This window comes from Candidatus Paceibacterota bacterium, from assembly GCA_041666545.1.
Taxonomy (GTDB): domain Bacteria; phylum Patescibacteriota; class Minisyncoccia; order Phycocordibacterales; family JBAYGS01; genus JBAYGS01.
Genome location: JBAYGS010000003.1, coordinates 1 through 25645, shown reverse-complemented (window position 1 = coordinate 25645; position 25645 = coordinate 1). Strand labels below are relative to the sequence as shown.

Sequence of the window (25645 nt, the reverse complement as noted above, 5' to 3'; positions counted from 1 at the left end):
AAGATTGGTTTTGCTATTATTTTGAAATAATGAAAAAATTTACTAGGACAACTGAAGATTTTGTTTGTGAAAATTGTGGCGCTCACGTGGAGGGTGATGGTTTTACGAATCATTGCCCGAAATGTCTGTACAGCAAACACGTGGATGTAAATCCCGGGGATCGAGCCGAAGTTTGTGGTGGTCTGATGAAGCCGACTTCGGTAATTAAGAAGGGTGGTGAGTATGCCGTGGTGCAACAATGCGTGCGTTGCGGTTTTGAAAGAAAAAATAAAATCTTGCCAGGAGATGATTTCGAGACTTTGCTCAAAATTTAGGTGAGTTGATTTGGTTGATTAGCAAATCGCGCAAAGTATTTTTGGTACTTAGCTCAAACTGATTGGACAAAACTGCGCTTTCGGTTTTTCCCGGTGCCAAGACGGTCTCCAAATCTTTACCAGTCTGCCGTTTCAAGCTCTCTCTGATATGAGAAATTGTGATTGCCATCAGATTGTGTTCACTGGTGTCGCCATTAAGAGTACTAGTCACGACAATACCCAGAACTTTGCCGTCTTGACTGATGGCGGCTCCGCCGGAAGAACCCTTTTGGGCAACAATACTTCCGCCCAAGGCGATTAAGTCATTACTGCCTTTATCAAAAGTGTAGATATCCCCGATTGGGACGATTGATGAAACAAAAGGTAAATTAAGGACAGTTTCAATTTCAGCGACCAGTCCGGCCGGATAGCCGACAACTAGGACATCTTGACCGACTTTCGGCTCGGTATTTATTTCGACGGGCTCGAAATATGGGAAACTGGTCGGTAAAGGTTTTGATTCATTGGCTGTGCCGGTGATTTTGAATATTGCGAAGTCATCTCTCCCTGTGCCGGTCGGATTGGTCTCAGTTATATCTTGGACATTATCCCTAACCCAAGTCTCGGAAATGTAAATCGGCTCTAAATAGTAGCGATGCCTGGCCGGAGACCCTGTTCGGCCTACGCAGGTGATAAAATCTTTTACCTCAAAATCCTTCAACAGAAAATACTGGCCGATGTGAGCCACGCTTAGAACCAAGCCATCCGAATTTACAATCACGCCGGTTCCGGAGATTGGTTCAAAAGTACCGCTACTTTTGGTGGTGCAAAAAATATTTATTACCGCTTCACGAGCTTTGGTGTCGAGTTCCCGAAAAGTAAATTTGGGTTCGGCTGGCTTGGTGGGCGTGATCGTGTCGATTGTTGGAGGAATAGCTTCAACTACCGGTTCAGTTGGCTTCGTGGCGATTTTTTCGACTGGCTTGGCCGACTTAGAATCAGATTTTTCCGACAGATCAGAAGCTGACGGTTTGTCCCAGAGGTCGGGAGCGGTCGTTGAAGCTGAAACTGTGATTAAATTTTGTGGTGGTAGGGTTGGCAGAACAGAAAGATCTGGGGCCTTGATCAAACCCGTTGCAATCAAAAAAGGCATTAAGAACGAGGCGATTTTTAAGCTTAAACTCTGCCAGAAATCGAACATTCGGCTATTATAGCAAAACGATAAAACCCGGCCATTTAAAAGTAAATTTAACTTTCAGTTTGAGCATTTTTTTGCTAGGATAGCCCCATTGCGGGTATGGTTTAGTGGTAGAATGACACACTTCCAATGTGTAGACCCGAGTTCGATTCTCGGTACCCGCACCAAATTTATGACAGCAGAAATGCCGACAAATCCAGAAATTGAACCGATTGCCTCGGAAACTTTGGACGAGCAGAAGTTATTTAGCAGTGACCCTTATGAGGTTCTTGGTGTAGCTCCGGATGCGGAGATGTCTCAAATTAAGGAAGCACGGAATGAATTAGTGCAGGAATTTCACCCGGATGTAAGTAAACATCCGCGAGCCCATGAAATTACTCAAAATATAAATTTAGCCTTTCAAAATATTAAGGCTGGTAGCGGAAATCGGACCGAGCAAAAAGGCCCAAGTTCTACAGATGAATCTGTGGCCGGTAGTCCCGTTGAGGGCTTTGTTTCGGCGGATGAGATTAGGCGTGAAGATTTTCAGAGTGATTTTTTCCGCGCAATTCGATCCCCTAAACAGTTCAGAGAGTTTTGGTTGGAAGCTCAGTCGCAAGGTTGGCAATGGAAGCAAGTTACTGAACTAATTAATACCTATGAAGCTGAAGATCTTATAGTCAGCGATTTCGTAACAATGATTGAGGTTAGTGATGATGACAATTCCGATAAGTGTCTGGCTTATATCGGTGAATGGAAGAAGCTCGGTATAAATTTGGATAAATTAGTCACACTTGAGCCGGTCTTAAAACGTCTGAAAGATGTAGCAGTGAATGTAAAAATAAAAATTCAAGGTGAAGACAACCCTGAGAGATTATTGTTATTTATTGATTCTTGGAAAAAAGCCGGTGTTGATTTGAGTTATGTGGTGAATACCCCTGAAGCCAGAGCAGCCCTTGAGCATATAGCTTTGACCTATAAGGTAAAGATACGCGGGGCCGATGGGAATGCGGAACATTTTTTAGATTTTGTTGAGGCGTGGAAAGCGGCCGGTGTTGATTTGACTTACGTTTTGAATTTAAAGTTAACCAATGAATTTTTGGAGGAAACCACGCGATCTGTTCGAAGAATTGATGGTATACCGCTGTCACGGCGTTTTGTCAGTAACTGGCAAGAGGCCGGTTGGGTACCTAGTCAGGAGTTTTTAAGGCTTGAGAGCGAAGTCAAAAGTTACCAGGCCTAAAAGCTTCATGTCTCATCCTTTGGCAAAAACTGAATTTTAATGCTGGCGTGATATAATATTTTTATGTTAGAGAAATATCTCCAAGATATCGGTTTGAATGAAAAAGAGGCTTCAATCTATTTGGCCCTGATGCAAAGCGATAACGCTTCGGTGATTGATTTGGCGGCTAAGACCAAGATTAATCGCACGACTGTCTATGTGGTTTTGGATTCACTTGAGAAAAAAGGTTTAGTAAGCGAGACAACTGTTGGCAAAAAGACGCACTATCAAGCTGAACCGCCGGAGAGGCTGGAAACTTTTGTCGAACGACGAAAAATTATTCTTGAAGAGCAGGCCAAGCGTCTCAAAGATATTATTCCCCAGATTAAAACGGTCCAACGGGAGACTGGCGCTCGGCCAGTTGTGAAGTATTTTGAGGGACGAGAGGGGATTATTAGTTCCAATGAGGAGTTTTTTGCCGACGCGGGCCAAGCCGGTGTTACTTATTTGATTTATCCAAGAGATTTGCTTGATCAGATTTTTACTCAGGAGGAAAGACAAAAGTTTAGGAGTGTCAGAATAAATAAAAATATTAAATCGAAAGTACTTTATACCTATGAAAAAGGTGAAGTTAATTCTGACAATACAGGGGACCGCGTTAAAATCGACGGTAAGAAGTATCCAATTTTATGCGATATCAGCATCTATGAAGATAAAGTAATAGTTAGTATTTTAGGAAAGCCGCTATCGTCAATTTTTATTAGGAGCAAAGATTTTGCTGAGACATTAAAAAGTCTTTTCAATTTAGCTTTTGATAATATAAAAAAATAGGGCCCAGTCGCAATGCGACTGGGCCCCGAGGTAGTGGTTGGACGCCAACCACAACATGATCTCTTACCCTAATTGGGTGTACAGGACGATCTTCCTGTAGCTTTTATTTCGTTAGTCCCGCATTTTTTGATCTTTCTCTTTCCGCTTCAGAGGCAACGACACAGCGAATTGGCCGTGTACCCCTCTCCGACGCTTATGGCCCGGAGAGGGGTAACGACAATGTCGCTTAGTCGCTCATAAGCACCTCCTTTTTGGAAAGTTCGGTACGTGGCGTTGTTTTAAAGAACCATTTGGTTCTGCCACTCCAACGGAGAGTATAGCAGGTTCGAAATCAAATGTCAAGCGATTTTGACATTTTAACAGATTTGGCTGTTCAAAGCCCATATCTAAAGCCATATATTAGGATATTTGACGATTTTAAGCCATATTTTAATGTTTTTGCGTTTTGACAGAAAAATTTAATTAAAAAATTATAAAAAAATTAGTCAAAAATATCTTAAAACTGTTTGCCTCAATTAACATCATACTCTCTAAAAAACCCTTAAAACAAGGGTTTTTTAGATTTTAAAAATATGAAATGTCAAAATTGCTTGACAAAATATTAAATCTGAGTATACTGTGCACATAACAGTTCGTTGAGTTTAAAACAGAGTCGTCCCGTTGCGAGCACCTTGCCCAGATAATTTACGCAAGGTGCCGGCAACGGGACAACTAAGTCCCGATTTATCTTCATACTCCGAAGATTGTTCACATTGATTGGCTAGGCCATTTCTTTGATGACTAATCCCAGTGATGGGAGGAGAAGTGCTTGCTGTGGTCATTCCGAGGCCCGCCCAAAGGGGTAGGGTACAGTTTGGACAGGCATAAAAGTAGTGCCCGTTGGAAGCGGGACGCGTCGAACTTTGATCGGCGCGCGATTGAATCCAGAAATCCACTGGATAAATCGCTGGCAAGGATTGCCGAAAGTGAGTGGCTTCACAAATCCAAGTTTTGAATCAAGGAGAAAGCATGACCTACGTGGTCCTGCCGGACGGAAGTGTGGTTAGCTGGAGCGAGTACGTTGCCTCAAAAGGTAACTAGCTCGTAGACCAGTCCCACTTCTGCCGGCAGCATGGTTAGAGCCTAAGAAGCTTCACCGGGGAAACGAGTCTCGCCCGGCAACAGAAGGAGACAAACGTGCGCATCGTTAGCGCTTGCGCTTAGGAGAAAACCTAAAGTAAAAACCATCGAGTTTGGACTCGATGCTCTGTCTCGGAATATTGTTCCGACTGATGAGCTCGGCCTAAATCACTAGAGTGATTGGTCAAGAGAGCGAAACAGAAAGTTCTTTTAAAAATTATTCATAGCAATTTGCGTCTGATTTTCGGAGGCAAATTGCTATGAATAACCAAAAACAGCAGGTAACGACGATGAAGAAGGTGAGAAAGCTCACAGTCTTTGTCGGGAAAACCCAAGGCCCCCCAAAAGGAGCCAAAGGTTACAACCGCAAACGTGAAAACCAAAACTGGAGGAAAGAAATATGAGTGATAAGAAAGTCGAAGGTGGTAGCGGTGGCAAACGTGGGCATTCCAATATGTGCCACTGGTCTACAACGGAGGAGATCAAAAAAGAAACCAAAAGTCTCCGTCGTCGCGAAGGTAAAAAAATAATCCGTCGCGAGCTTAGTCAGTAGTGATGCGGAAGTGCTCGCGGTCGAGTATCGGTTGGAAGGACGAAAGCACGTCAACATCATCCCTGACGGAGCCGAGTAGTTGTCACTGGGGGATTACAAATCCCCCCTCTTATCGAGTCCATTATTTGGCGATAGTGGATTCGCAGGGGAAGTAGTTCTTAAAAGTTGGAGGTGATTAGACTTCTCTTGATTTAAAGTTTTGTCCCCGCTTTTCCTTAAAAGTGGTGAGCCCCCAAGAGCAGACTTGGTGCTAGCGGAGTAAAGCGCTCCGTACGGCCTACCACCTGAGAAAAAAGGTAGCCGCGCTACCGGTAGTAGCAGGGTATTTTTAAGAAGACAAAGAGCGTAGTCTGCCAAGTGGTAGATTGGAAATATTGCTTTTTGCAATACGCTTAGCTCGAGAACCAGTTACCTAACTCGAGCACTTTATTGGACTCATAAAATTGTTTATGAGTCCACAGAGTGAAAGTTCTTCAAAATCAAATCATCTGCGCAAAGAGTGCTTGGACAATTCGAGCATTGTTTGCGCAGATGTGGGAGAGACATCCGAGCGCCGACCAACGTGCAAAGGCACGCGTCGCATTTGATCACGGAGCAGGATAGGGTTTGCAGACTCGATTACCTGGAACCGCGTACCCTTGGCGTTTTGACCAAGGGACAATCAAATGGAAACCGGCTGCAACCGGATGTCGACGGGATTGACCCGTGACGGTAACTGCTAAGATGCAGCATAGTTGAGCACCCTGGCTCGTGCTGACGGCAAACCACTCTTCCGGCCGACCACATTCCACACCGAGAGACTCGGGTGGCGGTGGTCGGTCGCTGTCTGCGGATTGAATCTGCACTGATGAGTCCCTCCGCCTTCGTTTGAAGTTGGGGTGAAGGACGAAACAGAAAAACTGGTTCTTTAAAAAATATGAAAAATCTGAAACGCCAGGCCGAGCGTGGCACGCTTAGAGTGTGTCCAGGTTTTAACAACGACTCGGTCTTCGAATGTTTCGACAGGATTGCTGGCGGTCTCGAATCAGCCCGGGTTAAGTTGGAAAAGCCGGAGGCTTTGCTTCGGATGCGAGCCGGCCGGTCTGCGAACACGATCGAGAAGTGTGCCTTGGCGATTTGTCTGGCCAAACTGGCTGGTCAGTTCCGTTCGACGGCTCACGGCTTTGAAGTCTACGGCCTTCAGTTTCGCCGGCAGATTTCGTCCGAGGCCGACGCCGCGTACGTTCTGGCTCGGATCCGATCTCGGGCTTAGATATTTCGAAAAATATGGCAGATGGAGCGGTGTTCTCGATCTACGACAAGGAGTGCGCTCCGGATATCTTACGCGCCGTCTGTCGCCGATTCCCTAAGTTGGGATTCAAGGTGACAGTGGCGAGCGGAGTGACCGGAGGGACGCGAGCTTTCGTAGTGCAGGGCGATGTGACGGTTGAGGAGTTGAACTCGGTGGTGGCGGAGGTTGAAAAGGAGATCGAATATCCTTGCAGCCGATTCCAACCGGGCGATTCTCACCCTGATATTCCCTGGTAGAGTACCTAAAACTGCGGCTTCGGCGCGCGGAGCAGAGCGACTGCTTGGCAACAGAATTGTCGCGACGGGCGATTTCGATATCGCCCAATTTGTTGAGTCTACCACTTAGGTGGCGGATTCATTGATTTGAAACTAAAAAACACCCGAGAGGGTGTTTTTTAGTTTTCTTTCGAAGGAAAGCTTTTTGGTAGTTATTCTCGAATCTTGAATCCAGATTCTTGAATCTACTTGACGGCGTCTTTCAGTGCCTTTGCTGCGCGGAATTTCGGTACTTTCATGGCTGGAACACTGATTGCTTCACCAGTTCGAGGATTTCGAGCTTGGCGGGCGGCGCGGGTCTTTACAGAAAAGATGCCCAAACCGGCGATTGAAACTTCCTCACCTTTTTTCAGAGCACCAACAATGGTACTGAGCATAACATCAACAGCTTGCTCGGCCTGAACTTTGGTTCCGCCAAGTACGCCATGGACTGCTTCAACAATACTTTGTTTGTTCATGTTGTTTTAATTTAGGTTTGTAAAGTCGACCGATTTGTTCTCCAAACCCGGATTCTCGTTAGAAAATATAGGTCCAAGGGTAAAATCTTGCGGTATCGGACCTATAGTTTGTCTTCGCTCGAACGCCATGAAAACTAAGAAGTTTTCGCGGCGCTTCTCGCTAGCCAAAATAAGGGTTTTTGCCTCTTGAATATTATATACCCCCCACTTTTTGTTGCAAGGCAAGGTTAAGAACCCTTACAAATAGGGCATGCGAATGTAAAGACAGTGTAAGAACCCTAACAAATAGGCTTATCTGCCGGCAGGCAGGTATAAGTATATGTATAGGGCCAAAATTAGGACTAGAACAAGGCCGGCACAAGCTTTCGCTTGTGCCGGCCTTGTTCTAGAGTCGTGAATCTAGATTCCTGAATCTACTACCGGGCGAATTCTATGGCTCGGTTCTCCCTAATCACCGTCACCTTGATTTCACCTGGATATTTAAGCTCATTTTCGATGCGGACCGCGATGTCCCTGGCCATATTCTTGGCTTCTAAGTCAGTGACTTGTTCCGGGAAGACGAAAATTCGGATTTCTCGGCCGGCCTGAAGGGCGTAAGATTTCTCGATACCCTTAAATGAGTTGGCGATAGCCTCCAAATCCTGCAAACGCTTCAGGTAATTCTCGACACTGTCGCGTCTGGCGCCCGGACGAGAACCGGAAATGGCATCAGCCACCTGTACAATGATTGATTCCGGAGTTTCATAAGGGTATTCCTCATGGTGAGCCTGCATGGCTTTCACAATTTCCTCGGAAGCGCCAAATTTTTGGAGAATTCTTCGGCCGATTTCGACATGAGTACCCTGGACTTCGTGGTCGACGGCTTTACCGATGTCGTGAAGTAAGGCCCCGGCTTTAGCGACGGCCACATTGGCGCCCAATTCTTCAGCAATCATGCCGGCAATGTGGGTCATTTCAACCGAGTGTTGCAAAACATTCTGGCCGTAGCTGGTTCGGAAGTAGAGTCGGCCCAAGATGGCGATAATCCTCGGGTCCAAATTGAAAACCCCGGCTTCGTAAGCGGCTTGCTCGCCTTTATCTTTAATAATTTTTTTAATTTCCAGTTCGGCATCCTTAACCACCTTCTCGATTTTGGCTGGCTGGATTCGGCCGTCGAGGATCAAGTTTTCCAAGGCGACACGAGCCACTTGCCTACGGACTGGATCAAATGACGATAGGGTAATGGCACCCGGGGTGTCATCAACGATAACCTCAACACCAGTTGCTCGCTCAAAGGCTTTGATGTTTCGGCCCTCCTTGCCGATGACCTTACCTTTGATTTCATCATTCGGAATTACCACCATGGTGGTGAAGACATCGGAAGTGACATTGTTGCCCAGACGGTGAATGGCGGTGGTAATAATTTCTTTGGCCTTGGCCTCCAATTTTTCTTGGCCGGTCATTTCCAGTTTCTTCAAACGCACTGAGAAGTCTTCTTCAGTTTTCTTTTCCAAAGTTCGGAAAAGTTCTTCTTTGGCTTCTTCTTCTGAAAGTTTGGAGATCTTCTGTAACTCGGATTGCTTCTGGGCTTCCAGTTTGTCGGCTTTCTCTCGAATTTCTTTTATTTCTACGACCTTGGTTTTAAGCGACTCGACTTCCTTGTCGATATCAACTTGGCGTTTATCCAAAAAGCGCTCCTTTTCAATTAAGCGGTCCTCGGTCTTTTTAGTTTTCTCCTCTTTCTCTTTGATTTCTTGCCGGATACCCTGCATGGTTTCCAAAGCTTTGTTCTCGGCATCAACGACTACCAGTTTGGCCTGCTCTTTGGCTTCAAGCATCATCTGCTTGATTTGCAATTCAATCGAACCCTTCTTACCGAGGGCGACAATGACGCGCAGATAATAGCCAAGACCGAGACCGATTAGGCTTGCTGCTCCGACTATAAGCAATACAATTTTTAACGACATATTTCGGGGGACCCGATTTTGCCGTTCTTTTATTTAGCAAACCACAAAAACCCGAGTGGGCCTTAAATTAAGGAATGAGACTTGGCGGTGTATTTAGTTTCAGGCTAAGCAAGGCTAGTTTCATCTTTGGCGTTTCTAAAAAAGAAGTCAAAATCGAATCAAATTACAATAATATTAACGTCCTCATATTACAGAATGGGGACTCTTTTGTAAAGGCGTTAAGAACCCTTACGAATAGGGCACACAAATGGAGGCAAGCAGTGCGAACACACAAAATAAACCAAAAACTCGGCCTAGGCCGAGTTTTTGGTTTTTAGAATTTCATCAATGACGCCATATTTTTTGGCTTCCTCGGCGGTCATAAAGAAGTCGCGGTCGACATCTTTTTCAACCTGGCTGATAGGCTGGCCGGTGTTCTTGGCGAGAATTTTATTTAGTCGCTCTCGAGTTTTCAAAATGTGCTTGGCGGTAATTTCAATATCGGAAGCTCGGCCCTCGGCGCCGCCCCAAGGCTGGTGAATCATGACTTCAGAATTCGGTAGGGCAAAGCGCTTACCTTTTTTGCCGGCCGAAAGCAGAACGGCTCCGCCAGAAGCGGCGATACCGATACAGACAGTGGCGACATCATTTTTGATGTGGTTCATGGTGTCGACCATGGCGAGTGTCGCAGAAACCGAGCCACCCGGTGAGTTGATATAAAGCCAGATATCTTTTTTCGGATCCTCGGATTGGAGGAAGAGCATTTGGGCAATGACAATGTTGGCCGAGTTGTCATCAATCGGGCCGCCAAGGAAAATAATATTTTCTTTCAAAAGGCGCGAGTAAATATCGTAAGCGCGTTCGCCGAAAGAAGTTTTTTCGATTACGGTTGGGATTAGATAAGACATAAGTTTGGAAGTTAAAAGTTGATAAGTTTAAAAGTTTGGGATCTGGACAGAGAAAGCATACCAGAAAGTCTAACTTGACACAAGGGGTGGATGTGGTAGTCTATTAAAAGAGACCGAAAAAACATTCATAAACTATGAGCTTCCTAAGCTTCCTCTGCCGGTGTCTTTTGAGCCTGTTAGTCACACTTGTGGCCTTGATACCAGCCTGGATTTATCTCTTGGCCAAGTCATTTTTTGTCCCTGAAGGCTTTTGGCAGAACTTGGTTTTGGCCGGGCTAAGTATCTGGATACTCTGGGGCATTCAATGCGTTCTGGCAGTTGTGGCGTTTTTTGTTCTTGTTGTCATCTGGTTTCATGACTGCCGATAAGGATAATATGCATTCTTCACCACTGTTTCCACATGTACAGAAATTGATGCAGCCTGATTGCCTGTCGTCGGAAGAAAAAGCGGAGAGTGAATGTCGAGAAAAAAAGCACCTGCTGGTGCTCTGGTTCTTTCTTGCCGCGCTCGCAGTGTTTAGCTTGGCTTCGGCGGTGTCCTGATAGGACACATAAGTTCAGGTTTTTCCAAAGCTCGACATCTAGGTGTCGAGCTTTTCTTTTTTTGACTTTTGAATACAATTGAATCTGTCAGCTTCAAACCTGCCTGCCGGCAGGCAGGCTTCTAAACCTCTTAACTTCTAAACTTCAAAACTTATCAACTTCTAAACCTGTATGAAGATTCACAATTTTTTTGTCGAGGAAAAACTAGCTGGTAAAAACGAGGCGGTTGTCGCCGATGCTGTTTTGGTGCACCAATGGCTTAAAGTCTTGAGGTTTCACATAGGAGAAAGGGTAAATTTGTTTGATAATTCCGGACAAGAATATTTGGCCGAAATTGTTTCACTGGACCGAAAAGTGGCCAATCTAAAGCTTATTTCCTCTAAGTTAAATGTTAATTGTCCTAAGACCAATGTCACCCTGCTCTTTTCCTTGATCAAGAAAGATAAGCTGGAGTGGTTAATCGAGAAATGCACGGAAATCGGTGTTTCACATTTTCAGCCGATTATTTCCGAGCGTTCCGAGGTTAAGGGTTTTAATTTGGAACGCGCGCAAAAAATTATTAAAGAGGCCTGTGAACAATCCGGGCGAGCAATCTTACCAACCGTCTCGGAACCGATTTCACTTACCAACGCTCTTAAGTCTGTTCCACAACCCGCATTTGCTTTCGACTCTTCCGGCTCTTCTTTTTCTTCAACTACAAACTACTCACTACCCACTACTAACTTCTTTATCGGTCCCGAAGGTGGCTTCACACCGAACGAAATTGAAATGTTTAAAACTGCCGGCGTAAAAATTTATTCTCTTGGTTCACAAACCTTGCGTGCCGAAACGGCCGCTGTTGCGGTGTCGACTCTCTTACTTCTAGGCAAGTAAAATTCCAAATTTTGTTGGTTTGACATACTAGCATTTAGTATGTTATTATATGTAGTAGAAAATCTTAAATCTGAATTCTGAAAATTCTGCGAAAGGACCTTGAAATGAAAAAATTGAATATGTTGAAACGGGCCTGGCAACTTTGCCGGCCTTTTCATTGGTACTTGATTGGCGCGCTTGGATTTATCTTTGCGAACCAACTGGCTTCGGCTGTCTCCCCACTCATCCTTGGTTCCGTGGTGACTGCGGTCTCGACTCACAATGCTGAGCTCGCGATTGCTCTCTTTGCGACCTGGGGGATTATCGGGACAATCAGGCCGAGCATTGGCTACTTGCGCCAGCGTTATGAAATAAAAAACTTGGACTACGAAATGCAGCGGCACTTGTCGCGAATTTCGATGAAAAAGTTTTTTAGCATTTCGCTTGGTCAACATCATCTTGGTCACTCGATGATCAAAAGGAGTGTGATGAGCAAGGGTGAAGCGGCAATTTCCGGAGTAGTGGATGTAGCAATCTACGATGTGATTCCGGTGCTCCTGTCCATCATTTTGCCGATTGGTTTTTTGCTCATCAGGATTCCTTTGGTTGGTGTGGCTGTCGCGCTTGCTTGTGTTGGGTTTACGATCTACACAATCAAGTACAATCTGATGTTTGTGCCCAAGTTGCGCGTGCTCGATACTCTCGGCAACCAAGCTGCGAAGAAGCAAGGTGAGATGGTGGCGAATGTTGATGTGATTTGCGCCAACGCGCAAGAAGAAAGAGCGCGTCAAGAGATTGATGAGGAGAATGTCAGGCAGAGCAATTCCGGCCGGCCGGTCTGGCTTTCTTATGCTGGCTGGTCTCAGACCGGCCAGTGGTTTATCTCCTTGGCGCAAGTGGCGTGTGCCAGTCTCTGTGGCTACTTGGTTTACCAAGGTAAAATCACGGCGGGCGACTTTGTCGCTGCGCTCATGTGGATTGGCTCGGCGCTTGGCGTGCTCACCAACATCGGTCACATTCAAAGGAGTTTGGCCAAGAGTCTGCCACCGCTTATCAAATATTTGCGGTTTCTGGATTATGAGCCGGATATCGTATCGCCGGCGAAGCCGGTGCCGATTGCGCCTCTCAGAGGTCAGATTGAATTTCGCAAGGTGAACTTTTCCTATCGACCCAGAACTACCGAGGATGACCTCGATGGCGAAGGTGATGAAGAGAAAAATGAACCGACCGAGATTCCAGCACTCAAGGAAGTATCCTTCGTTCTCAAAGAGGGCAGGCGCTATGCGTTTGTCGGCAAGTCCGGAGCAGGCAAGTCGACTCTGGTTGGCTTAATGCTTCGGGCCTACGATCCGCAAGAAGGTCATGTCCTTGTCGATGGTGTTGATATCAGGATGCTCGACTTTCGGGAACTGCGTCGAAACATCGGCCTGGTGCCCCAAGAAGTCGCACTCTTTGATGGGACAGTAAAGTACAACATCACCTTCGGACTCAACGGCTCGGCTGATAAAGTGACTGAGGCAGAACTTGAGCAGGTTGCCAAACTGTCTCGGGTTTCAGAGTTCTCCGGTCGGCTCGAACAAGGCTTTGAGACAATTATTGGTGAGCGGGGACTCAAGCTATCTGGTGGTCAAAGACAGAGGATCGGGATTGCTCGGGCACTCATCAAAAACCCACGCATCCTGATCTTCGACGAAGCTACTTCGAGTTTGGATACCGAAAACGAAGCTAAAATTCGCGAGAGTATTCGCGAGGCTTCGGTCGGCAAAACCACCATCATCATTGCTCATCGTCTGGCGACAGTGCGCGATGCTGATGAAATCCTGGTCTTCGATGACGGTTGCTTGGTCGGTCAAGGTTCCCACGCGGAACTTCTGGCCACCAACGACTTCTACCGGCGTCTTGTCCAGAATCAGGTGATTCTGGCTTAAATCAAAACACAAACCGCCCCTTGGCAACTCGGGGCGGTTTTTAAATTTGACTTAATTCTAATAGTGATGTAGTTTGAATTTAGAAAGGTTAACCATGCAAATTCCATACATCGGGATTACGGATTTTACCAGCCAAAAGCAGGTTCTTGAGATGTCTGAAATTTTTCTCAAGCATCGGCTCTGCACTTCGCGTCAGTTGGCCGTTGGGGTAATGATGAGTTATAAAACCCTCAATAATATCCCAAGTCGTTGGTCGGGAGTTTTTCCAGCCAAAGAGTCGATTGCTGAAATTTTTTCCGGTCGGAGCCCGGCTTATGCTCAAGGTGCTGTAATGAACACAATTCATTACGCTGATTATGAAAACAGCGCCGACCTTCTGTCTCAGCTGAAGCGAGTAGCGGAATACGGTGGTCCGAATCTTCATGCCATCCAGCTTGATATGACTTGGCCTGGTCCGCGGGCGGTTTATAATTTTAGGAAATATTTTCCTAAGGTGAAGATTATTCTCCAAATTGGTCCTAAGGCGTTTGAGTTTCTTGGTAGCGACCCGCGAGGAATCATAAGCATGGTATTTTCTTACGGGGGGTGTGTCGACTATGTCCTGCTCGACAAGAGTGCCGGCAAAGGCCAAAGTCTTGAGTGGGAAGGGTTGCTGCCTTTTGTGAAGCATTTGATGCGACGGGTTGATCTTAATGTGGCGGTCGCTGGTGGCTTGGGGCCGGAGACGCTTCATCTGCTCGGCGAAATTCCTAATGTGTGCTCGGACATAAGCATCGATGCCCAAGCTAAGCTTCGGCCAAGCGGGTCGAGTCTTGACCCGATTGATTGGAGTATGGCCGGAGACTACCTGAAGAAAGCCTTGCAAGTTCTTTCTTGAATCGAAATTCAAACCCCCGCGTGTTTTTGCACGCGGGGGTTTTATTCATTGCTATTCTTAATTCTTGAATCCTGAATCCAAATTCTACTTCTGGCTTTCTAGGAAGTCGAAGACTTTTTGATTGGTGAGAGCGGTTTCGAGATAGGCTCTAACTCGGTCGGGGCTCGCGTCTTTGTAGTGCTCGAGCATTCTTTTGGTTTCGGCCTCAAGCTCTTCTTTGGTCGGTGCCAATTTTTCTTGTTCGCTGATTTCAAAAAGAATTAATTCCATTTTGGCACGCTTCAGGGCTTCGGGTTGCCATTCTTTTCTCATCTCCTCCCAGGTTTTCTTGATGTGCTTCAAATAGTCGTCCGCCTTGAGACCGGTTTTTTCAATGTCATGCCTCAATTGGGCTTCCATTTTGTTGAGTTCGTTGTCAACCAAGACTTTCGGGATTGGTAAATCAGTTTTAGTGGAGATATTTTCAATAATCGTTAGCCGTTTGGCGTCCTTGGCTTTGACGATCTTATCTTGCTCAATATTTTTAGCAATTTGGCCTCGGAAATCCACGACATCCTTGAAATTGCCAAGTTTTTTCACAAATTCATCATCGAAAACTGGCAAGTCCTTGTCCTCGTGGTGATGTTCGCCTTTTGGTTCCTCCTTGCCTTCAGCTTTGAGATTCTGGTGGAGCACCTGATGACGGAAAAAGCTTACAACCTCATCAATTTCTTTTTCTTCGACTTTAATGGCTTCCGGTTTTTTGCTATTTTCGGTGCTGGCGATTTTTTTGTAATCAGGCAGTTTGACTTCCGGCAGGATTGCGAGTCTGACTTTAAATTCGAGTGGGTTGCCAGAGGCACACTTGGTGATGGTAATTCCGGGTTCGCCGATAATTTTTAATTTAAGCTCGGTGAGCAACTGGGGCAAGATTTCCTGGATTAAAACGCCGGCGGCTTCGTAAAGTACGGCGACCTCACCATAACGCTTGATAAAAATATCTTCCGGCACTTTACCCTTACGAAAACCATCTAGCTCGACATCTTGGAGCATAGCTTTCAAAGCTTTAGCCCGATGTTTTTCTAATTCGCCGAAGGGTGATTCTATCAGCACCTCGATCTCGGAGTTCTCGAGTTTTTCCTGGTTTTTGATTACATAGTTTTGCATGACTTTGAGAGTTTAACCCTAAGTCAGAGTTTTGACAAGCGAAAATCAAAAAACTCGGCCAACCATGGCCGAGTTTTTTGATTGATTATTTCAGGTTCGGTATTTCAGAGTTGATGGCGGAAGTCTCCTTGTCAAGATTGGTAAGGTTGGTGTCGGTTAAATCTTGCTGGATAGAATTTAGGCTATCAGAGTTGCTCTGGGTTCTTAGGCCCTCAATGTCGGCTGCGCCTTGTTCCAAAATGGTGTTGGGAGTTTGCGACTGCTGGGTGGTTTTCTCGGCGTTTTGACTGAAGAAGTAGAGGGCACCGGCCAATAAAACAACAATGATGATGATAATTCCGATTGTCGGTCCAGCCTTTGATGATGAGTCTTGCGGATTATAAGTTTGGTTTTCCATATTATTTAATTAGTGTTGCTAGAGTCGTTGTCGGTTGTTGTGGCCGTAGCAGAATCTTCCCGATTCTCTCCGGGTTTAAGGGAATTCACGACATCGACCAGAGCGGCATGGGCCGCCTTAACACTGTCTCTTGCGGAGTCGATTAGTTTCTTGGCGGAGTCCAATGTTTCCTTCGGCGTATCAGAAGTCAAAATTGAGGTTAGTGCCGCTTCAATATTTTGAACTTCGGTTTTGGCCGCCATGATTCTTGCCTTGGCCGTGGCCAAGAGGTCCTTCGCTTGGCGAACATCAACTTTGGCAGCTTCGAGTTTTACAATTCGGGTGCCGATTCTGTCTGACAAAGTGTCCAATCTCTCAACTGCGGCTTCAAAGCGGTTAATCATTAGGCTGGCATAAGTCCGGATTCGCTCTCTCGATTTTTCCATTTGCTCTAAACGTTTGACCTCTTTTGCTGCATCTCGGACGGTGCTCGAGGCTAGGTTCCTATTCTCAATTCGTTCTCGGTTTTCTTGCCGATTTTTTTCAACATCAGCAGTATTGTCGGAGTCATCCGAGTCATTATCCTTCCGGTCTCTAAGTTCGGTCCGTTTGGATTCAACCTCCTTTATCATTTCGGCTCTTTTGATTTCAACCTCGGTTCGAATCTTTTCTGCTCGTTCCCGCATCTCACTTTTAATTCTTTCAATTCTGGCTGGGTAGTCGCTGTCACTATCATTTGCCACATCTTCAGCCAGAGCCAACTGCGGTAGGCCGGATGCCAACAAAGTCAAAAGAAAAATGCTAGTTAGGATTTTTTTCATAACTTTTAATTATTTAATAATTAATTCAAATTATAACAGGTTTTGAATTTAAAAAAACAACCCCCGCCCAATGATCGGGCGAGGGTTGTTTTAGTGTGGTTTTAGATAATGAAGGCGGCTATCAATAGGGCCACAATGTTTAGAATTTTGATCATCGGGTTGATTGCCGGACCAGCGGTGTCTTTGTAGGGATCACCAACCGTGTCTCCGGTGACAGCCGACTTGTGAGCGTGACCGCCTTTACCGCCGTGGTTGCCTTGCTCAATGTGTTTCTTGGCGTTGTCCCAAGCTCCGCCACCGGATGTCATAGAGATGGCCACGAATAGGCCAGTCACAATCGATCCGACTAGTAGACCACCAAGAGCGACCGGACCAAGAATGAATCCAACCAAGATTGGCACGACGACAGGGATTAGGGCCGGTACAATCATTTCTTTGATGGCGGCAGTGGTGACAATGTCAACTGATCGGGCGTAATCCGGTTTGGCGGTCCCTTGCATAATGCCGGCAATTTCTCGGAATTGTCTGCGGACTTCGTCTACGACTTTGCCGGCCGCTTTGCCGACTGCTTCCATGGCCAGAGCGGCGAAGTAATAAGGCAGGAGGCCACCCAAGAATAGGCCAACAATGACTTTTGGATCACCCAAAGAGAAACTTAGGTTAGCTCCCAAAGCGTTGATCTCTTCAGTGTAAGAAGCAAAGAGTACTAGAGCGGCTAGGCCGGCTGAACCGATAGCATAACCTTTGGTGACAGCCTTGGTGGTGTTGCCGACAGCGTCTAGTGGGTCAGTAATATCGCGAACCTCTTTCGGTAATTCGGCCATTTCGGCAATTCCGCCGGCATTATCAGTAATTGGACCATAAGCGTCGATAGCTACAATAATTCCGGTCATTGAAAGCATGCTCATAGCGGCGACGGCGATGCCATAAAGTCCGGCGAAGTGATAAGTGGCAAGAATACCAGCGACGATAGTAAGAAGTGGCAAGGCGGTGGCCTTCATTGAGATGGCCAGTCCCTGGATCACATTGGTGCCGTGTCCTGATTCAGAGGCTTTAGCGATTGATTTGACCGGTGCGTATTTGGTTGAAGTGTAGTATTCGGTGATGATGACCAAGAGAGCGGTGACCACTAGGCCGGCGATGGCCGCGTAGAATAAGGCGCTTACCTCATAGATTCCGTTGCCACTCATCAACCATTTGGTGACTGGATAAAAAGCGATGGCAGCCAAAACTCCGGCGGCGATTAGTCCCTTGTACAAGGCCCCCATGATGTTGTTGGACTTGTTAAGTTTGACGAACCAAGTGCCGATGATTGAGGCAATAATGCCGACGCCACCCAAAGCAAGAGGGTAGAGAAGAGCACCCTCGAAGTTTTTGAAGGTGAGAACGCCGAGTAACATTGTCGCCACCAAGGTGACAACATAAGTTTCAAACAAGTCAGCGGCCATGCCGGCGCAGTCGCCAACATTATCGCCAACATTGTCGGCGATGACGGCCGGATTTCTCGGGTCATCTTCTGGAATTCCGGCTTCAACTTTTCCAACTAAGTCGGCTCCGACATCAGCGGCTTTGGTAAAGATACCGCCACCGAGTCGGGCGAAGACTGAAATTAGACTGGAACCGAAGGCCAAACCAATTAGGTATTTAACATCGCCAAAACCGATATAAAGCAAAGTGACTCCGAGTAGGGCCAAGCCGACAACCAAAAGTCCGGTGACTGCTCCGCCTTTGAAGGCCAAAGACAAAGCTTTGGCGAGTCCTTCCCTGGCAGCCTCGGCAGTTCGCACATTGGCGCGAACAGAAATATTCATGCCGATGTAGCCGGCGATAGCCGAAAAGATGGCGCCGACCAGAAAGCCGATGCCAGTTCGAAGGCCTAAAGCGAATGACAAGATTACGAAAAGAATCACAGCGATTAAGCTGATAGTCTTGTACTGACGATTCAGATAAGCTTTGGCGCCGGTCTGAATGGCGGCGGCGATTTCCTGCATGCGGGCATTGCCGGCGCTCTTCTTTAGAATGAAACGGGCGAGCAAAAGGCCGTAGACGATGGCCAGAATTCCGCTAACTAGGGCAAAAATAATTGTTGGACTCATAAATGATAATTGTTAATTAAATTATTAATACGAAGTATAAGCACCAAATAATAAATTACAAGTTCCAGATAAACTTCAAATTCAGAAAGCACCAGCCCAAAGTTTTCCTATTTGAGATTTATTTGGTTTTTGTAATTTGGAGCTTGTAATTTTACTCTACGACAATATCTTCTTTCGAGTGAATATCTTTGGTCGGTTTTTTCTCCTTGTCGGCCTCGACTTCAGCCTCGGCCAAGTTTTCACCTTTGGTTGAGCGGATGTCAATTTTCCAGCCGGTCAATTTGGCGGCGAGTCTGACATTTTGTCCGCCCTTGCCGATAGCTAAAGATTGCTGGTCCTCGGCGACTTCGACAGTGGCTTTGTGTTCAGCTTCGCTGATTTCTACGCCCAAGACTTTGGCCGGAGAGAGGGAATCCTCAATAAATTGCTTCTGGTTTTCTGACCAAGAAATAATATCAATTTTTTCACCGCCAAGTTCACTCATGACGGTCGAGACACGGACACCGCGCTGACCGACCATTGAACCCACTGGGTCGATGTGGCTGTCGGTCGACATGACCGCAACCTTGGAACGAGAGCCGGCTTCTCGGGCGACGGCTTTGATTACCACCGCGCCGTTGGCAATTTCCGGAGCTTCAGTGGCAAAGAGTTTTTCCAAGAATTTTGGATGAGATCGAGAAAGGCGCAAGAGAATACCGCGAGGCGATTCTTCAACTTTGTAGAGATAGGCGCGAACTCTCTCGCCCTGGCGGTAGTGTTCGTTAGGGATTTGCTCTTCGTATGGTAGCAAGCCGGTGGCTCGTCCCATATCGACGAAGATGTTTCCGCGCTCAATTCTCTGGACAGTACCGGTGACAATTTCACCCTCGCGTTCGCCGTATTCACCCATGACAGAAACTTTTTCGGCTTCGCGAATTTTCTGGATGATGACTTGTTTGGCGGTTTGAGCCGCAATACGGCCGAAATCGTCTTTATATTCCAGAGGGAAAATGACCTCATCGCCGACCGCGACACCCTTTTTGATTTTCTTGGCATCTTCAATCATTAAATGATGTTCCGGATTGAAATAAACGCGCTCGTCGCCTTCCGGCAATTCCACTGCGCCACTTCTAATATCATCTTCTTCTTCCGGCATGATAATTTTGGTTTTATCGACAACAACTTTCACCTGGGAGAAATTACTCTCGCCGGTTCTGATGTCGAAGGTGGCTCGGACAATTTGTCCCTTCTTGCCGTACTCTTTTTTGTAAGCCGTGGCTAAGGCCATTTCGATGGCTTCCAAAATTTTCTCACGCGGAATACCCCGCTCCTCTTCGAGCTGGTCTAAAACCGAATTGATTACTTTGAGATCAAACATATGTTGAGAACCCTTACGAATAGGCCTGCCTGCCGGTAGGCAGGGCACACGAATAAGACGAACGAGATCGAATTATCGGGCCGAGTCCGTGTTTTGGTAAAAATTAATAATAAAAAAGGTCCGCCTCGCGAGCGAACTTTCAGGATACTAACCCCATAAGCTTAGCAAATTGTAAGCTAAAAGTCAAGCAGTTGTTAAGAACCCTTACGAATAGGGCACACGAATATCAAGATAGTTAAGAACCCTTACAAATAGGCCTGCCTGCCGGTAGGCAGGGCATCCTAATAAAGTCGTTGCAGTCAAAATGGCTTTATCCCCTTAAATGTAGTTTTACCGCTTCTTTTCTCGATAAAATTGGGCTAAAATTGAGAGTGAAGTTTATTTTACGAATCTTTTGACTAAAAAAAGCAAAAGTTTTGCCTTTTTTGCTATTCTGATTATTTCAGCGGTTTTGGTGTTGGGGAGTTTTGTATCAGATTCGGCAGGTGCCGCTGGTGCAGTCGCCACTAGTACGACGCAGACTTTGCCGGACACGGAGGCTCCGATAGGTAGTCCGACGACTCAAGGGGCCCCTATAGATATTTGGATTTCCCCAATTGCAACCGGCAAGGCTGAGTTGGGAACTGAGGCGAGTCCGTATGTTGCCGATACTTCGACCAAATTCGATCAGTTAATGAGAAGTTTTTCTTATAGTTGGGGTAGTCGAGCGATTAACAATCTCGAAAACAAAGTTATTTTTCATTTGTTGCCGGGAACCTTCAAGACTGCCGGGCAAGCTCAGTTTCTTTCATCAGCGCACCCGCGTTATGCCAACCGGGTCACTTGGGAATTCCACGATAATTGGACACTTCAGGGCGCGGGCGCCGACAAGACTTTTATAGAACTGGATTCGACGGTGTGGGCGAACCCCTCGGAAGACCTTGATATTTTTATTATTATGGGCGAGGGCCGAGCTTACAATCAAGAAGTGCCGGCGCGTTTTGAAAATCAATTTGTTAAAGATCTAACTATTGATGGTAATTTTTCTCAAATTATCGGCGGTTTCAAAAATAATAATAAAAAAATCAGAATTAGTGGCTTATCAATCTATGGCGATCACTCATCTGTTGAGAATATTCGGGCAACTGATTTCGGTTCAAATTATAGCGATTGGGAGTCATTCCCTGTAATGATTTCCGGAGCACAGGCTGATACAGCTCCAAATAATTATGTTTTTGATGCGGGTTGTCAGGGTTCAGAATGTTCCCATATCACTAATTCAGTTTATTACGGCTCGGTCGACCCTAATGCGACTTCACAGATCACGGTCTTTACAATCACTGGTTCTTATAATGGCAATCCCTATGACAGGAGCAGAGTTGATAATTTTCGCGAGTATGCTTATTTGACGGGCAATCGGGTAGAGCTTGCAGACAGTAAGACACCAATAAACTCTATTTCACAGGCTTGGCTGACTAAGACAGGAGACGGTTTCCTTGGCGGTGAAGGTAATTATGTTCAGGGTTATACTCTTTACAATGTTAAGAAAGGCTTGGTTCAAAACAACAGCACCCTAAATGCGAGCGCCGGTTATTACACGGATTTTTGGAGTCAAAGCAATATAGATATTATCAATAATAAATTTGAAAGGGCGAGGAATGGCGTGGTACTGCAGACTGCTCCAGCGGCTAATTTCAATCATACCAATTACAATATCTCTAACAACACAATAACCACAATCCCGTCTCAAGACGGCGCCCGGGCGGCAATCAGAATAAGGCGAGCCGTGTTTGATAGCGAGCCGTTTACATTCTATCCGCCCGCAGAGACGATTGCTCCGAGGTTTATAAAGAATATCAAAATCAGCGGTAACTCGATTATGCTCGCCTCTGACCCGTCGGGGCCGGTTGCCAACACGGGAATTATGGCGCAAGAGGTTGAAGGTTTGACCGTCACTGATAACATTCTCGATAGCCGTTTCCGAACCGCGATGGGTTGGCCGGATCCAGCCGTTATCACTAATCGAGCGTTTGAATTTAGCCCTGTCGAGAGAAAAGACGGTTCTGGAAATGTAATTGCCAGTTATCCAACCACTATTACTGCAAAATCCGGCAACAAAGATGAAAAAGGGGTGACATACGATACGGTGGTAGTCGCTGCCGATGCGCCGTGGGGGATTAGTGCTTATGCTCAAGCTTGGTATGGTCCACTTGGACGAAATTTCTTCGGTAACAATGTTATTGCCTCGGGGATGAAATATAATTTTGATTTGACTCAAACTGCTGTCAATAATCTTGACCAGAGTGGCAACTTGATTACTGCAATTACGGGAAATGTGATCTCAACAGCCTCGCAGAAAACAAATTTAAATCTGTCAGCGCCGAGTATTCCACCGTTTGTTCCGCCGATTCCGAGCAGGGAAATTTGGATTGACGATCGAACCGACGGCCTTCCTGGGACCGGGACGCAAAAGGACCCTTACGATGGGAGCACTGCGGAAAAATTTGATTCCATTCTTAGGAATTTTAGTTTGGCACGACAAACAAATTTGGCCGTTCATTTGATGGAAGGCACTTTTCACACCCGCGGAATTTATAACGATATTTTGTTTGGTACCGTACCTTTTAATGTTGGTTGGGCGTCATTTAGTGGCTGGAATATCGAGGGGGCAGGGATGGGTAAAACCAGTTTGGAAATGGTCTACCCGTATTTACTTCAGGGTGACGGCTACAATCATATAGTTGGAAGTATTCCAGGCAGTACCAATCAGCATATTTCGGATTTAACGATTAATTGTAATTTACCAAGAGACAATACGATTGACACAATCAATGGTGTAAGTTTTGGCGGAGATTCATCGCGGATCGAAAGAGTGCGCGCGATTAATTGTGGGGGAGGAATCAGGGAAGGTTTTGTCCTCTCAATTGCTTCAAATGATGCGCACGATTCAAACGATAACTATATTTTGGACAATGTAGTAGAGAATAGTTTCGGTAAATGGTCTACCGCGATTAATCTTTTTCATAGTAATGCCACTTGGGTAAACGATACCAGAACGAGTGGGGTCATGGCGGGAAATATTGTTCGGAATGCCCACAGCGCCGAAGGCGCGAGTGTTGCTTACGGGTTGGGTGGAATTAGGAATGTGGTTATTTACAATAATTATGCCGAAGCCGTTGATGGCGGAGTCATTCACGATACCGCGAATGGCGAGGGAGCTGTCATCAGGAACAATCGTTTTGTAAATTTAAATAATTTTGGTTTCAATATTGGCGGAGGGTGGTTGTTCAAGGGCTACAAGATTACCGATAATCTGATTACTCTGAAGTCTCCATCTACAGGGGTACTTTTCAATGGTGGCAGAGTTGAGGATGCTGTTGTTGAGCGTAATGTCATCGATTTTGTTAATTCTGCCAATCCGATTCCTTTTCCTGGCATGGTTAGCACTCCTCCTGCTACCGTAAATATTTCTTTGGACAAAAGTCTGGCTTATGTCGGGTCCGGCGTTCGCATAACTTGGACGGCCACTAATGCCTCTTCTTGTTATGCCTATGGTGGTTGGAGTGGTCCGAAGAGCGCGACTGGCGGGACCGAAGATTCTGTCACCCTAAATACCGATACCACTTTCAAAATAGTTTGTCTGAATCAGGTCGGCCGGAGTGTAATGGCACAGGTTGTCGTCTCAGTAGTCCCACGACCGGACGAGGTCCCGCCAGTTATCACGACAGTCCCGTCTGCAGACCCAATAGTCTCGGTCACTACCGATGAAGAGGCGACTTGTAAGTACGACATCTTTCCTGGTAAATCTTACGACTCGATGACTTACGCCTTTACAGATTCCCAAGATAAAAAAACTCACAGCGCAGTTTTAGGTGTCCTTGCGGTCGGCACTAATAATTATTACATTCGTTGTCGAGATTTGGCTGTCACGCCGAATGACAATCTCCAAGATTACATTATCAGCTTTGTTCTAAGGCCAAATTTCGGTTTTTCTTTGAATCTTGATGGTGACAGAACAATTACTAAGGGCGAGGGTAGCGAAGTTTCAAATTTGGTCACTGTGACCAAGAATGACTCGGTTGATACCAGGGCAGTGGCGTTGAACATCTCCGGGTTGCCGGAAAATTCTGAATATAGCCTCGGACCCTGCACCCCTAATCCGACCTGCACCAGTCTTTTGAGTGTAGTTTTGCCGACTGATGTGACCCCGGGTAATTATGAGGTGACTATTACAGGTTTGGTTTTAGACCTTGCCCCAGTCACATCTAAATTTAACCTCAAAGTTGAGGCGCCAAGTATTATTCCGGCAACCATCTCTCTCACAAATTTTAAGCAAACATATAACGGTCAAGACAAGGCGATTTCATACGAGACGAATCCACCGGGGAAGGAGGTTTCAGTTGTTTATAGCCCAATCAATCCTAAAAATGCTGGCACTTATGCTGTGACAGCCACAATCATCGATCCGGCTTATCAAGGGGAGACTACGGGTGAGCTTACAGTTGAGAAAGCTGACCAGACGATTACTTTTGATGGTATTGGAAGTAAAAAAACCACTGACACTTTTTCGGTGACACCGTTTGCTCGGTCGACCGCCGGTTTGCCGGTTAGTTTTAGTGTGGTTTCTGGTCCGGCCAATGTTGCTGACGGGGTCGTAAGCTTTAGCGGTGCCGGCGATGTGACAATTCGCGCCAGTCAAGCCGGAAATGAAAATTACAAGGCGGCGGTAGATGCCGATCAGACTTTTAATGTCGGTAAAAAGGTGGCGGTTATCACTCTCACTAATTTAAATCAAACCTATACTAGAGATGAGGTTAAATCGGCTTCCTTTACAACCGCTGATCCAATTTCAGCTCAAAATGTTTCTTATGTTTATCATCGAATTAATTATTTAATCGACGCTATCAAACTGTTGCCAACAATCGAGACAGATCCAACTTCTCCGGTCGAAGCCGGAACTTATCAGGTGGTGGCGACGGTCAATCATCCCGATTATGAAGGTCAGGTTATTGATCAGCTGAATATTGCCAAAGCCGATCAGACTGTCACCTTTAATCAGGTTCTCTCTGGTCGTCAGGTTGGAGATAAAATTAATTTAATCGCCGAGAGCACTTCCGGCTTGTCAGTTTCTTTTGAGGTGGTAGATGGACCGGCGACTTTAAATGGCAATGAACTTAGCTTAAACGGCGCTCAAGCTGTGACGGTTGTCTCGAGACAGTCTGGCGATAGTAATTACCGAGATGCAACAGATGTCTCAAAAACTTTCTCGGTCGGTAAAGCTCCGGCTTCAGTTGTTATTAATGACGGTCAAGATCTGGTATTTACTTACGGCACGCAGGATAAATCGATTCCGGTGGTTACGACCCCGACCGGTAAAAGAATTGTCCTGACTTATAGTCAGGAAAATCCCACCAACGCCGGCACTTACTCGGTGACCGCGACAATTGACGATTCAAATTATGAAGGTAGTGCAACCGGCCGATTGATTATTCAGAAAGCCCCCCAAACCCTCACCTGGAATCAAGACTTCACTGGCAAGAAAGTTGGCGACACCATCACTCTCTCGGCTGTCTCCACCTCCGGTCTACCAGTTGATTTCACCGTCTCCGGCGTCGCCT

At 46.1% G+C, this 25645-nt stretch carries 21 protein-coding genes and 1 tRNA gene; 13 read left to right on the top strand and 9 right to left on the bottom strand.

Features of this window, described 5'->3' with window-relative positions; translation table 11 throughout:
* Window positions 1-29 precede the first annotated feature (29 nt).
* Window positions 30-314 (top strand): RNHCP domain-containing protein, encoded by a 285-nt coding sequence (locus WCT25_02990; protein MFA6536374.1) that lies wholly within the window; start codon window positions 30-32, stop codon window positions 312-314.
* On the opposite strand, the gene WCT25_02985 is transcribed toward WCT25_02990, so the two are convergent.
* A complete protein-coding gene (locus tag WCT25_02985) occupies window positions 304-1494 on the bottom strand; it encodes a serine protease (protein MFA6536373.1) in 1191 nt (396 codons plus the stop codon). The genes WCT25_02990 and WCT25_02985 overlap by 11 nt on opposite strands.
* A gap of 90 nt (window positions 1495-1584) precedes the next feature.
* On the opposite strand from WCT25_02985, the gene WCT25_02980 reads away from it, so the two are divergent.
* The 6 genes from WCT25_02980 to WCT25_02955 all read left to right on the top strand — a co-directional run bounded on the left by WCT25_02980 (window position 1585) and on the right by WCT25_02955 (window position 6722).
* A tRNA-Gly gene (locus tag WCT25_02980) sits at window positions 1585-1658 on the top strand.
* Between the two features lie 5 nt (window positions 1659-1663).
* On the top strand, window positions 1664-2713 hold the full coding sequence (locus WCT25_02975) for a DnaJ domain-containing protein (protein MFA6536372.1): 1050 nt from the start codon (window positions 1664-1666) through the stop codon (window positions 2711-2713).
* Between the two features lie 63 nt (window positions 2714-2776).
* Window positions 2777-3523, top strand: coding sequence for a helix-turn-helix domain-containing protein (locus WCT25_02970; GenBank protein ID MFA6536371.1), 747 nt, complete (start codon window positions 2777-2779; stop codon window positions 3521-3523).
* 1519 nt (window positions 3524-5042) lie between these two features.
* Window positions 5043-5195: a hypothetical protein gene (locus WCT25_02965; GenBank protein ID MFA6536370.1), complete on the top strand. Its 153-nt coding sequence runs from the start codon at window positions 5043-5045 to the stop codon at window positions 5193-5195.
* 916 nt (window positions 5196-6111) lie between these two features.
* Window positions 6112-6447 (top strand): hypothetical protein, encoded by a 336-nt coding sequence (locus WCT25_02960; protein MFA6536369.1) that lies wholly within the window; start codon window positions 6112-6114, stop codon window positions 6445-6447.
* A gap of 14 nt (window positions 6448-6461) precedes the next feature.
* Window positions 6462-6722 carry a hypothetical protein gene (locus WCT25_02955; GenBank protein MFA6536368.1) on the top strand — a complete coding sequence of 87 codons (261 nt, stop codon included), beginning with the start codon at window positions 6462-6464 and terminating at the stop codon, window positions 6720-6722.
* Window positions 6723-6946: 224 nt separating this feature from the next.
* On the opposite strand, the gene WCT25_02950 is transcribed toward WCT25_02955, so the two are convergent.
* The 3 genes from WCT25_02950 to clpP form a co-directional block, all read right to left on the bottom strand.
* Window positions 6947-7219 carry an HU family DNA-binding protein gene (locus WCT25_02950; protein MFA6536367.1) on the bottom strand — a complete coding sequence of 91 codons (273 nt, stop codon included), beginning with the start codon at window positions 7217-7219 and terminating at the stop codon, window positions 6947-6949.
* 416 nt (window positions 7220-7635) lie between these two features.
* On the bottom strand, window positions 7636-9165 hold the full coding sequence (rny, locus tag WCT25_02945; protein MFA6536366.1) for a ribonuclease Y: 1530 nt from the start codon (window positions 9163-9165) through the stop codon (window positions 7636-7638).
* Between the two features lie 293 nt (window positions 9166-9458).
* Window positions 9459-10052 (bottom strand): ATP-dependent Clp endopeptidase proteolytic subunit ClpP, encoded by a 594-nt coding sequence (clpP, locus tag WCT25_02940; protein ID MFA6536365.1) that lies wholly within the window; start codon window positions 10050-10052, stop codon window positions 9459-9461.
* Between the two features lie 134 nt (window positions 10053-10186).
* Here clpP and WCT25_02935 point away from each other — a divergent pair, with 134 nt between their 5' ends.
* The 5 genes from WCT25_02935 to WCT25_02915 all read left to right on the top strand — a co-directional run bounded on the left by WCT25_02935 (window position 10187) and on the right by WCT25_02915 (window position 14252).
* Window positions 10187-10420, top strand: a complete 234-nt coding sequence (locus WCT25_02935) for a hypothetical protein (GenBank protein ID MFA6536364.1) — start codon at window positions 10187-10189, stop codon at window positions 10418-10420.
* Between the two features lie 7 nt (window positions 10421-10427).
* A complete protein-coding gene (locus WCT25_02930; GenBank protein MFA6536363.1) occupies window positions 10428-10595 on the top strand; it encodes a hypothetical protein in 168 nt (55 codons plus the stop codon).
* A 171-nt stretch (window positions 10596-10766) separates the two neighbouring features.
* Window positions 10767-11468, top strand: coding sequence for an RsmE family RNA methyltransferase (locus WCT25_02925; protein MFA6536362.1), 702 nt, complete (start codon window positions 10767-10769; stop codon window positions 11466-11468).
* 104 nt (window positions 11469-11572) lie between these two features.
* Window positions 11573-13375: an ABC transporter ATP-binding protein gene (locus tag WCT25_02920; protein ID MFA6536361.1), complete on the top strand. Its 1803-nt coding sequence runs from the start codon at window positions 11573-11575 to the stop codon at window positions 13373-13375.
* A gap of 94 nt (window positions 13376-13469) precedes the next feature.
* Window positions 13470-14252 (top strand): hypothetical protein, encoded by a 783-nt coding sequence (locus tag WCT25_02915; protein ID MFA6536360.1) that lies wholly within the window; start codon window positions 13470-13472, stop codon window positions 14250-14252.
* A gap of 84 nt (window positions 14253-14336) precedes the next feature.
* Here WCT25_02915 and WCT25_02910 read toward each other — a convergent pair whose 3' ends face one another.
* The 5 genes from WCT25_02910 to nusA form a co-directional block, all read right to left on the bottom strand.
* Window positions 14337-15398 carry a trigger factor gene (locus WCT25_02910; GenBank protein MFA6536359.1) on the bottom strand — a complete coding sequence of 354 codons (1062 nt, stop codon included), beginning with the start codon at window positions 15396-15398 and terminating at the stop codon, window positions 14337-14339.
* Between the two features lie 85 nt (window positions 15399-15483).
* Entirely contained in the window at window positions 15484-15795 is a 312-nt protein-coding gene (locus WCT25_02905; GenBank protein ID MFA6536358.1) for a hypothetical protein, read from the bottom strand.
* Window positions 15796-15800: 5 nt separating this feature from the next.
* Window positions 15801-16595 (bottom strand): hypothetical protein, encoded by a 795-nt coding sequence (locus tag WCT25_02900; protein ID MFA6536357.1) that lies wholly within the window; start codon window positions 16593-16595, stop codon window positions 15801-15803.
* 101 nt (window positions 16596-16696) lie between these two features.
* A complete protein-coding gene (locus WCT25_02895; GenBank protein MFA6536356.1) occupies window positions 16697-18691 on the bottom strand; it encodes a sodium-translocating pyrophosphatase in 1995 nt (664 codons plus the stop codon).
* A gap of 151 nt (window positions 18692-18842) precedes the next feature.
* Window positions 18843-20048 (bottom strand): transcription termination factor NusA, encoded by a 1206-nt coding sequence (nusA, locus tag WCT25_02890; protein MFA6536355.1) that lies wholly within the window; start codon window positions 20046-20048, stop codon window positions 18843-18845.
* A 394-nt stretch (window positions 20049-20442) separates the two neighbouring features.
* Between nusA and WCT25_02885 the strand changes: the two genes are divergently transcribed.
* Window positions 20443-25645 (top strand): MBG domain-containing protein (locus WCT25_02885; protein ID MFA6536354.1); only part of this gene is annotated, 5203 nt, incomplete at its 3' end.

Excerpts from the sequence above, each read along its gene's own strand:
- WCT25_02950 (MFA6536367.1), bottom strand. The coding sequence starts at position 7,219 with ATGAACAAACAAAGTATTGTTGAAGCAGTCCATGGCGTACTTGGCGGA.
- WCT25_02915 (MFA6536360.1), top strand. The coding sequence starts at position 13,470 with ATGCAAATTCCATACATCGGGATTACGGATTTTACCAGCCAAAAGCAG.
- WCT25_02910 (MFA6536359.1), bottom strand. The coding sequence starts at position 15,398 with ATGCAAAACTATGTAATCAAAAACCAGGAAAAACTCGAGAACTCCGAG.
- WCT25_02895 (MFA6536356.1), bottom strand. The coding sequence starts at position 18,691 with ATGAGTCCAACAATTATTTTTGCCCTAGTTAGCGGAATTCTGGCCATC.
- WCT25_02960 (MFA6536369.1), top strand. The coding sequence starts at position 6,112 with ATGAAAAATCTGAAACGCCAGGCCGAGCGTGGCACGCTTAGAGTGTGT.
- WCT25_02905 (MFA6536358.1), bottom strand. The coding sequence starts at position 15,795 with ATGGAAAACCAAACTTATAATCCGCAAGACTCATCATCAAAGGCTGGA.
- WCT25_02900 (MFA6536357.1), bottom strand. The coding sequence starts at position 16,595 with ATGAAAAAAATCCTAACTAGCATTTTTCTTTTGACTTTGTTGGCATCC.
- nusA (MFA6536355.1), bottom strand. The coding sequence starts at position 20,048 with ATGTTTGATCTCAAAGTAATCAATTCGGTTTTAGACCAGCTCGAAGAG.
- WCT25_02955 (MFA6536368.1), top strand. The coding sequence starts at position 6,462 with ATGGCAGATGGAGCGGTGTTCTCGATCTACGACAAGGAGTGCGCTCCG.
- WCT25_02920 (MFA6536361.1), top strand. The coding sequence starts at position 11,573 with ATGAAAAAATTGAATATGTTGAAACGGGCCTGGCAACTTTGCCGGCCT.
- WCT25_02930 (MFA6536363.1), top strand. The coding sequence starts at position 10,428 with ATGCATTCTTCACCACTGTTTCCACATGTACAGAAATTGATGCAGCCT.
- clpP (MFA6536365.1), bottom strand. The coding sequence starts at position 10,052 with ATGTCTTATCTAATCCCAACCGTAATCGAAAAAACTTCTTTCGGCGAA.
- WCT25_02990 (MFA6536374.1), top strand. The coding sequence starts at position 30 with ATGAAAAAATTTACTAGGACAACTGAAGATTTTGTTTGTGAAAATTGT.
- rny (MFA6536366.1), bottom strand. The coding sequence starts at position 9,165 with ATGTCGTTAAAAATTGTATTGCTTATAGTCGGAGCAGCAAGCCTAATC.
- WCT25_02935 (MFA6536364.1), top strand. The coding sequence starts at position 10,187 with ATGAGCTTCCTAAGCTTCCTCTGCCGGTGTCTTTTGAGCCTGTTAGTC.
- WCT25_02965 (MFA6536370.1), top strand. The coding sequence starts at position 5,043 with ATGAGTGATAAGAAAGTCGAAGGTGGTAGCGGTGGCAAACGTGGGCAT.
- WCT25_02975 (MFA6536372.1), top strand. The coding sequence starts at position 1,664 with ATGACAGCAGAAATGCCGACAAATCCAGAAATTGAACCGATTGCCTCG.
- WCT25_02985 (MFA6536373.1), bottom strand. The coding sequence starts at position 1,494 with ATGTTCGATTTCTGGCAGAGTTTAAGCTTAAAAATCGCCTCGTTCTTA.
- WCT25_02925 (MFA6536362.1), top strand. The coding sequence starts at position 10,767 with ATGAAGATTCACAATTTTTTTGTCGAGGAAAAACTAGCTGGTAAAAAC.
- WCT25_02970 (MFA6536371.1), top strand. The coding sequence starts at position 2,777 with ATGTTAGAGAAATATCTCCAAGATATCGGTTTGAATGAAAAAGAGGCT.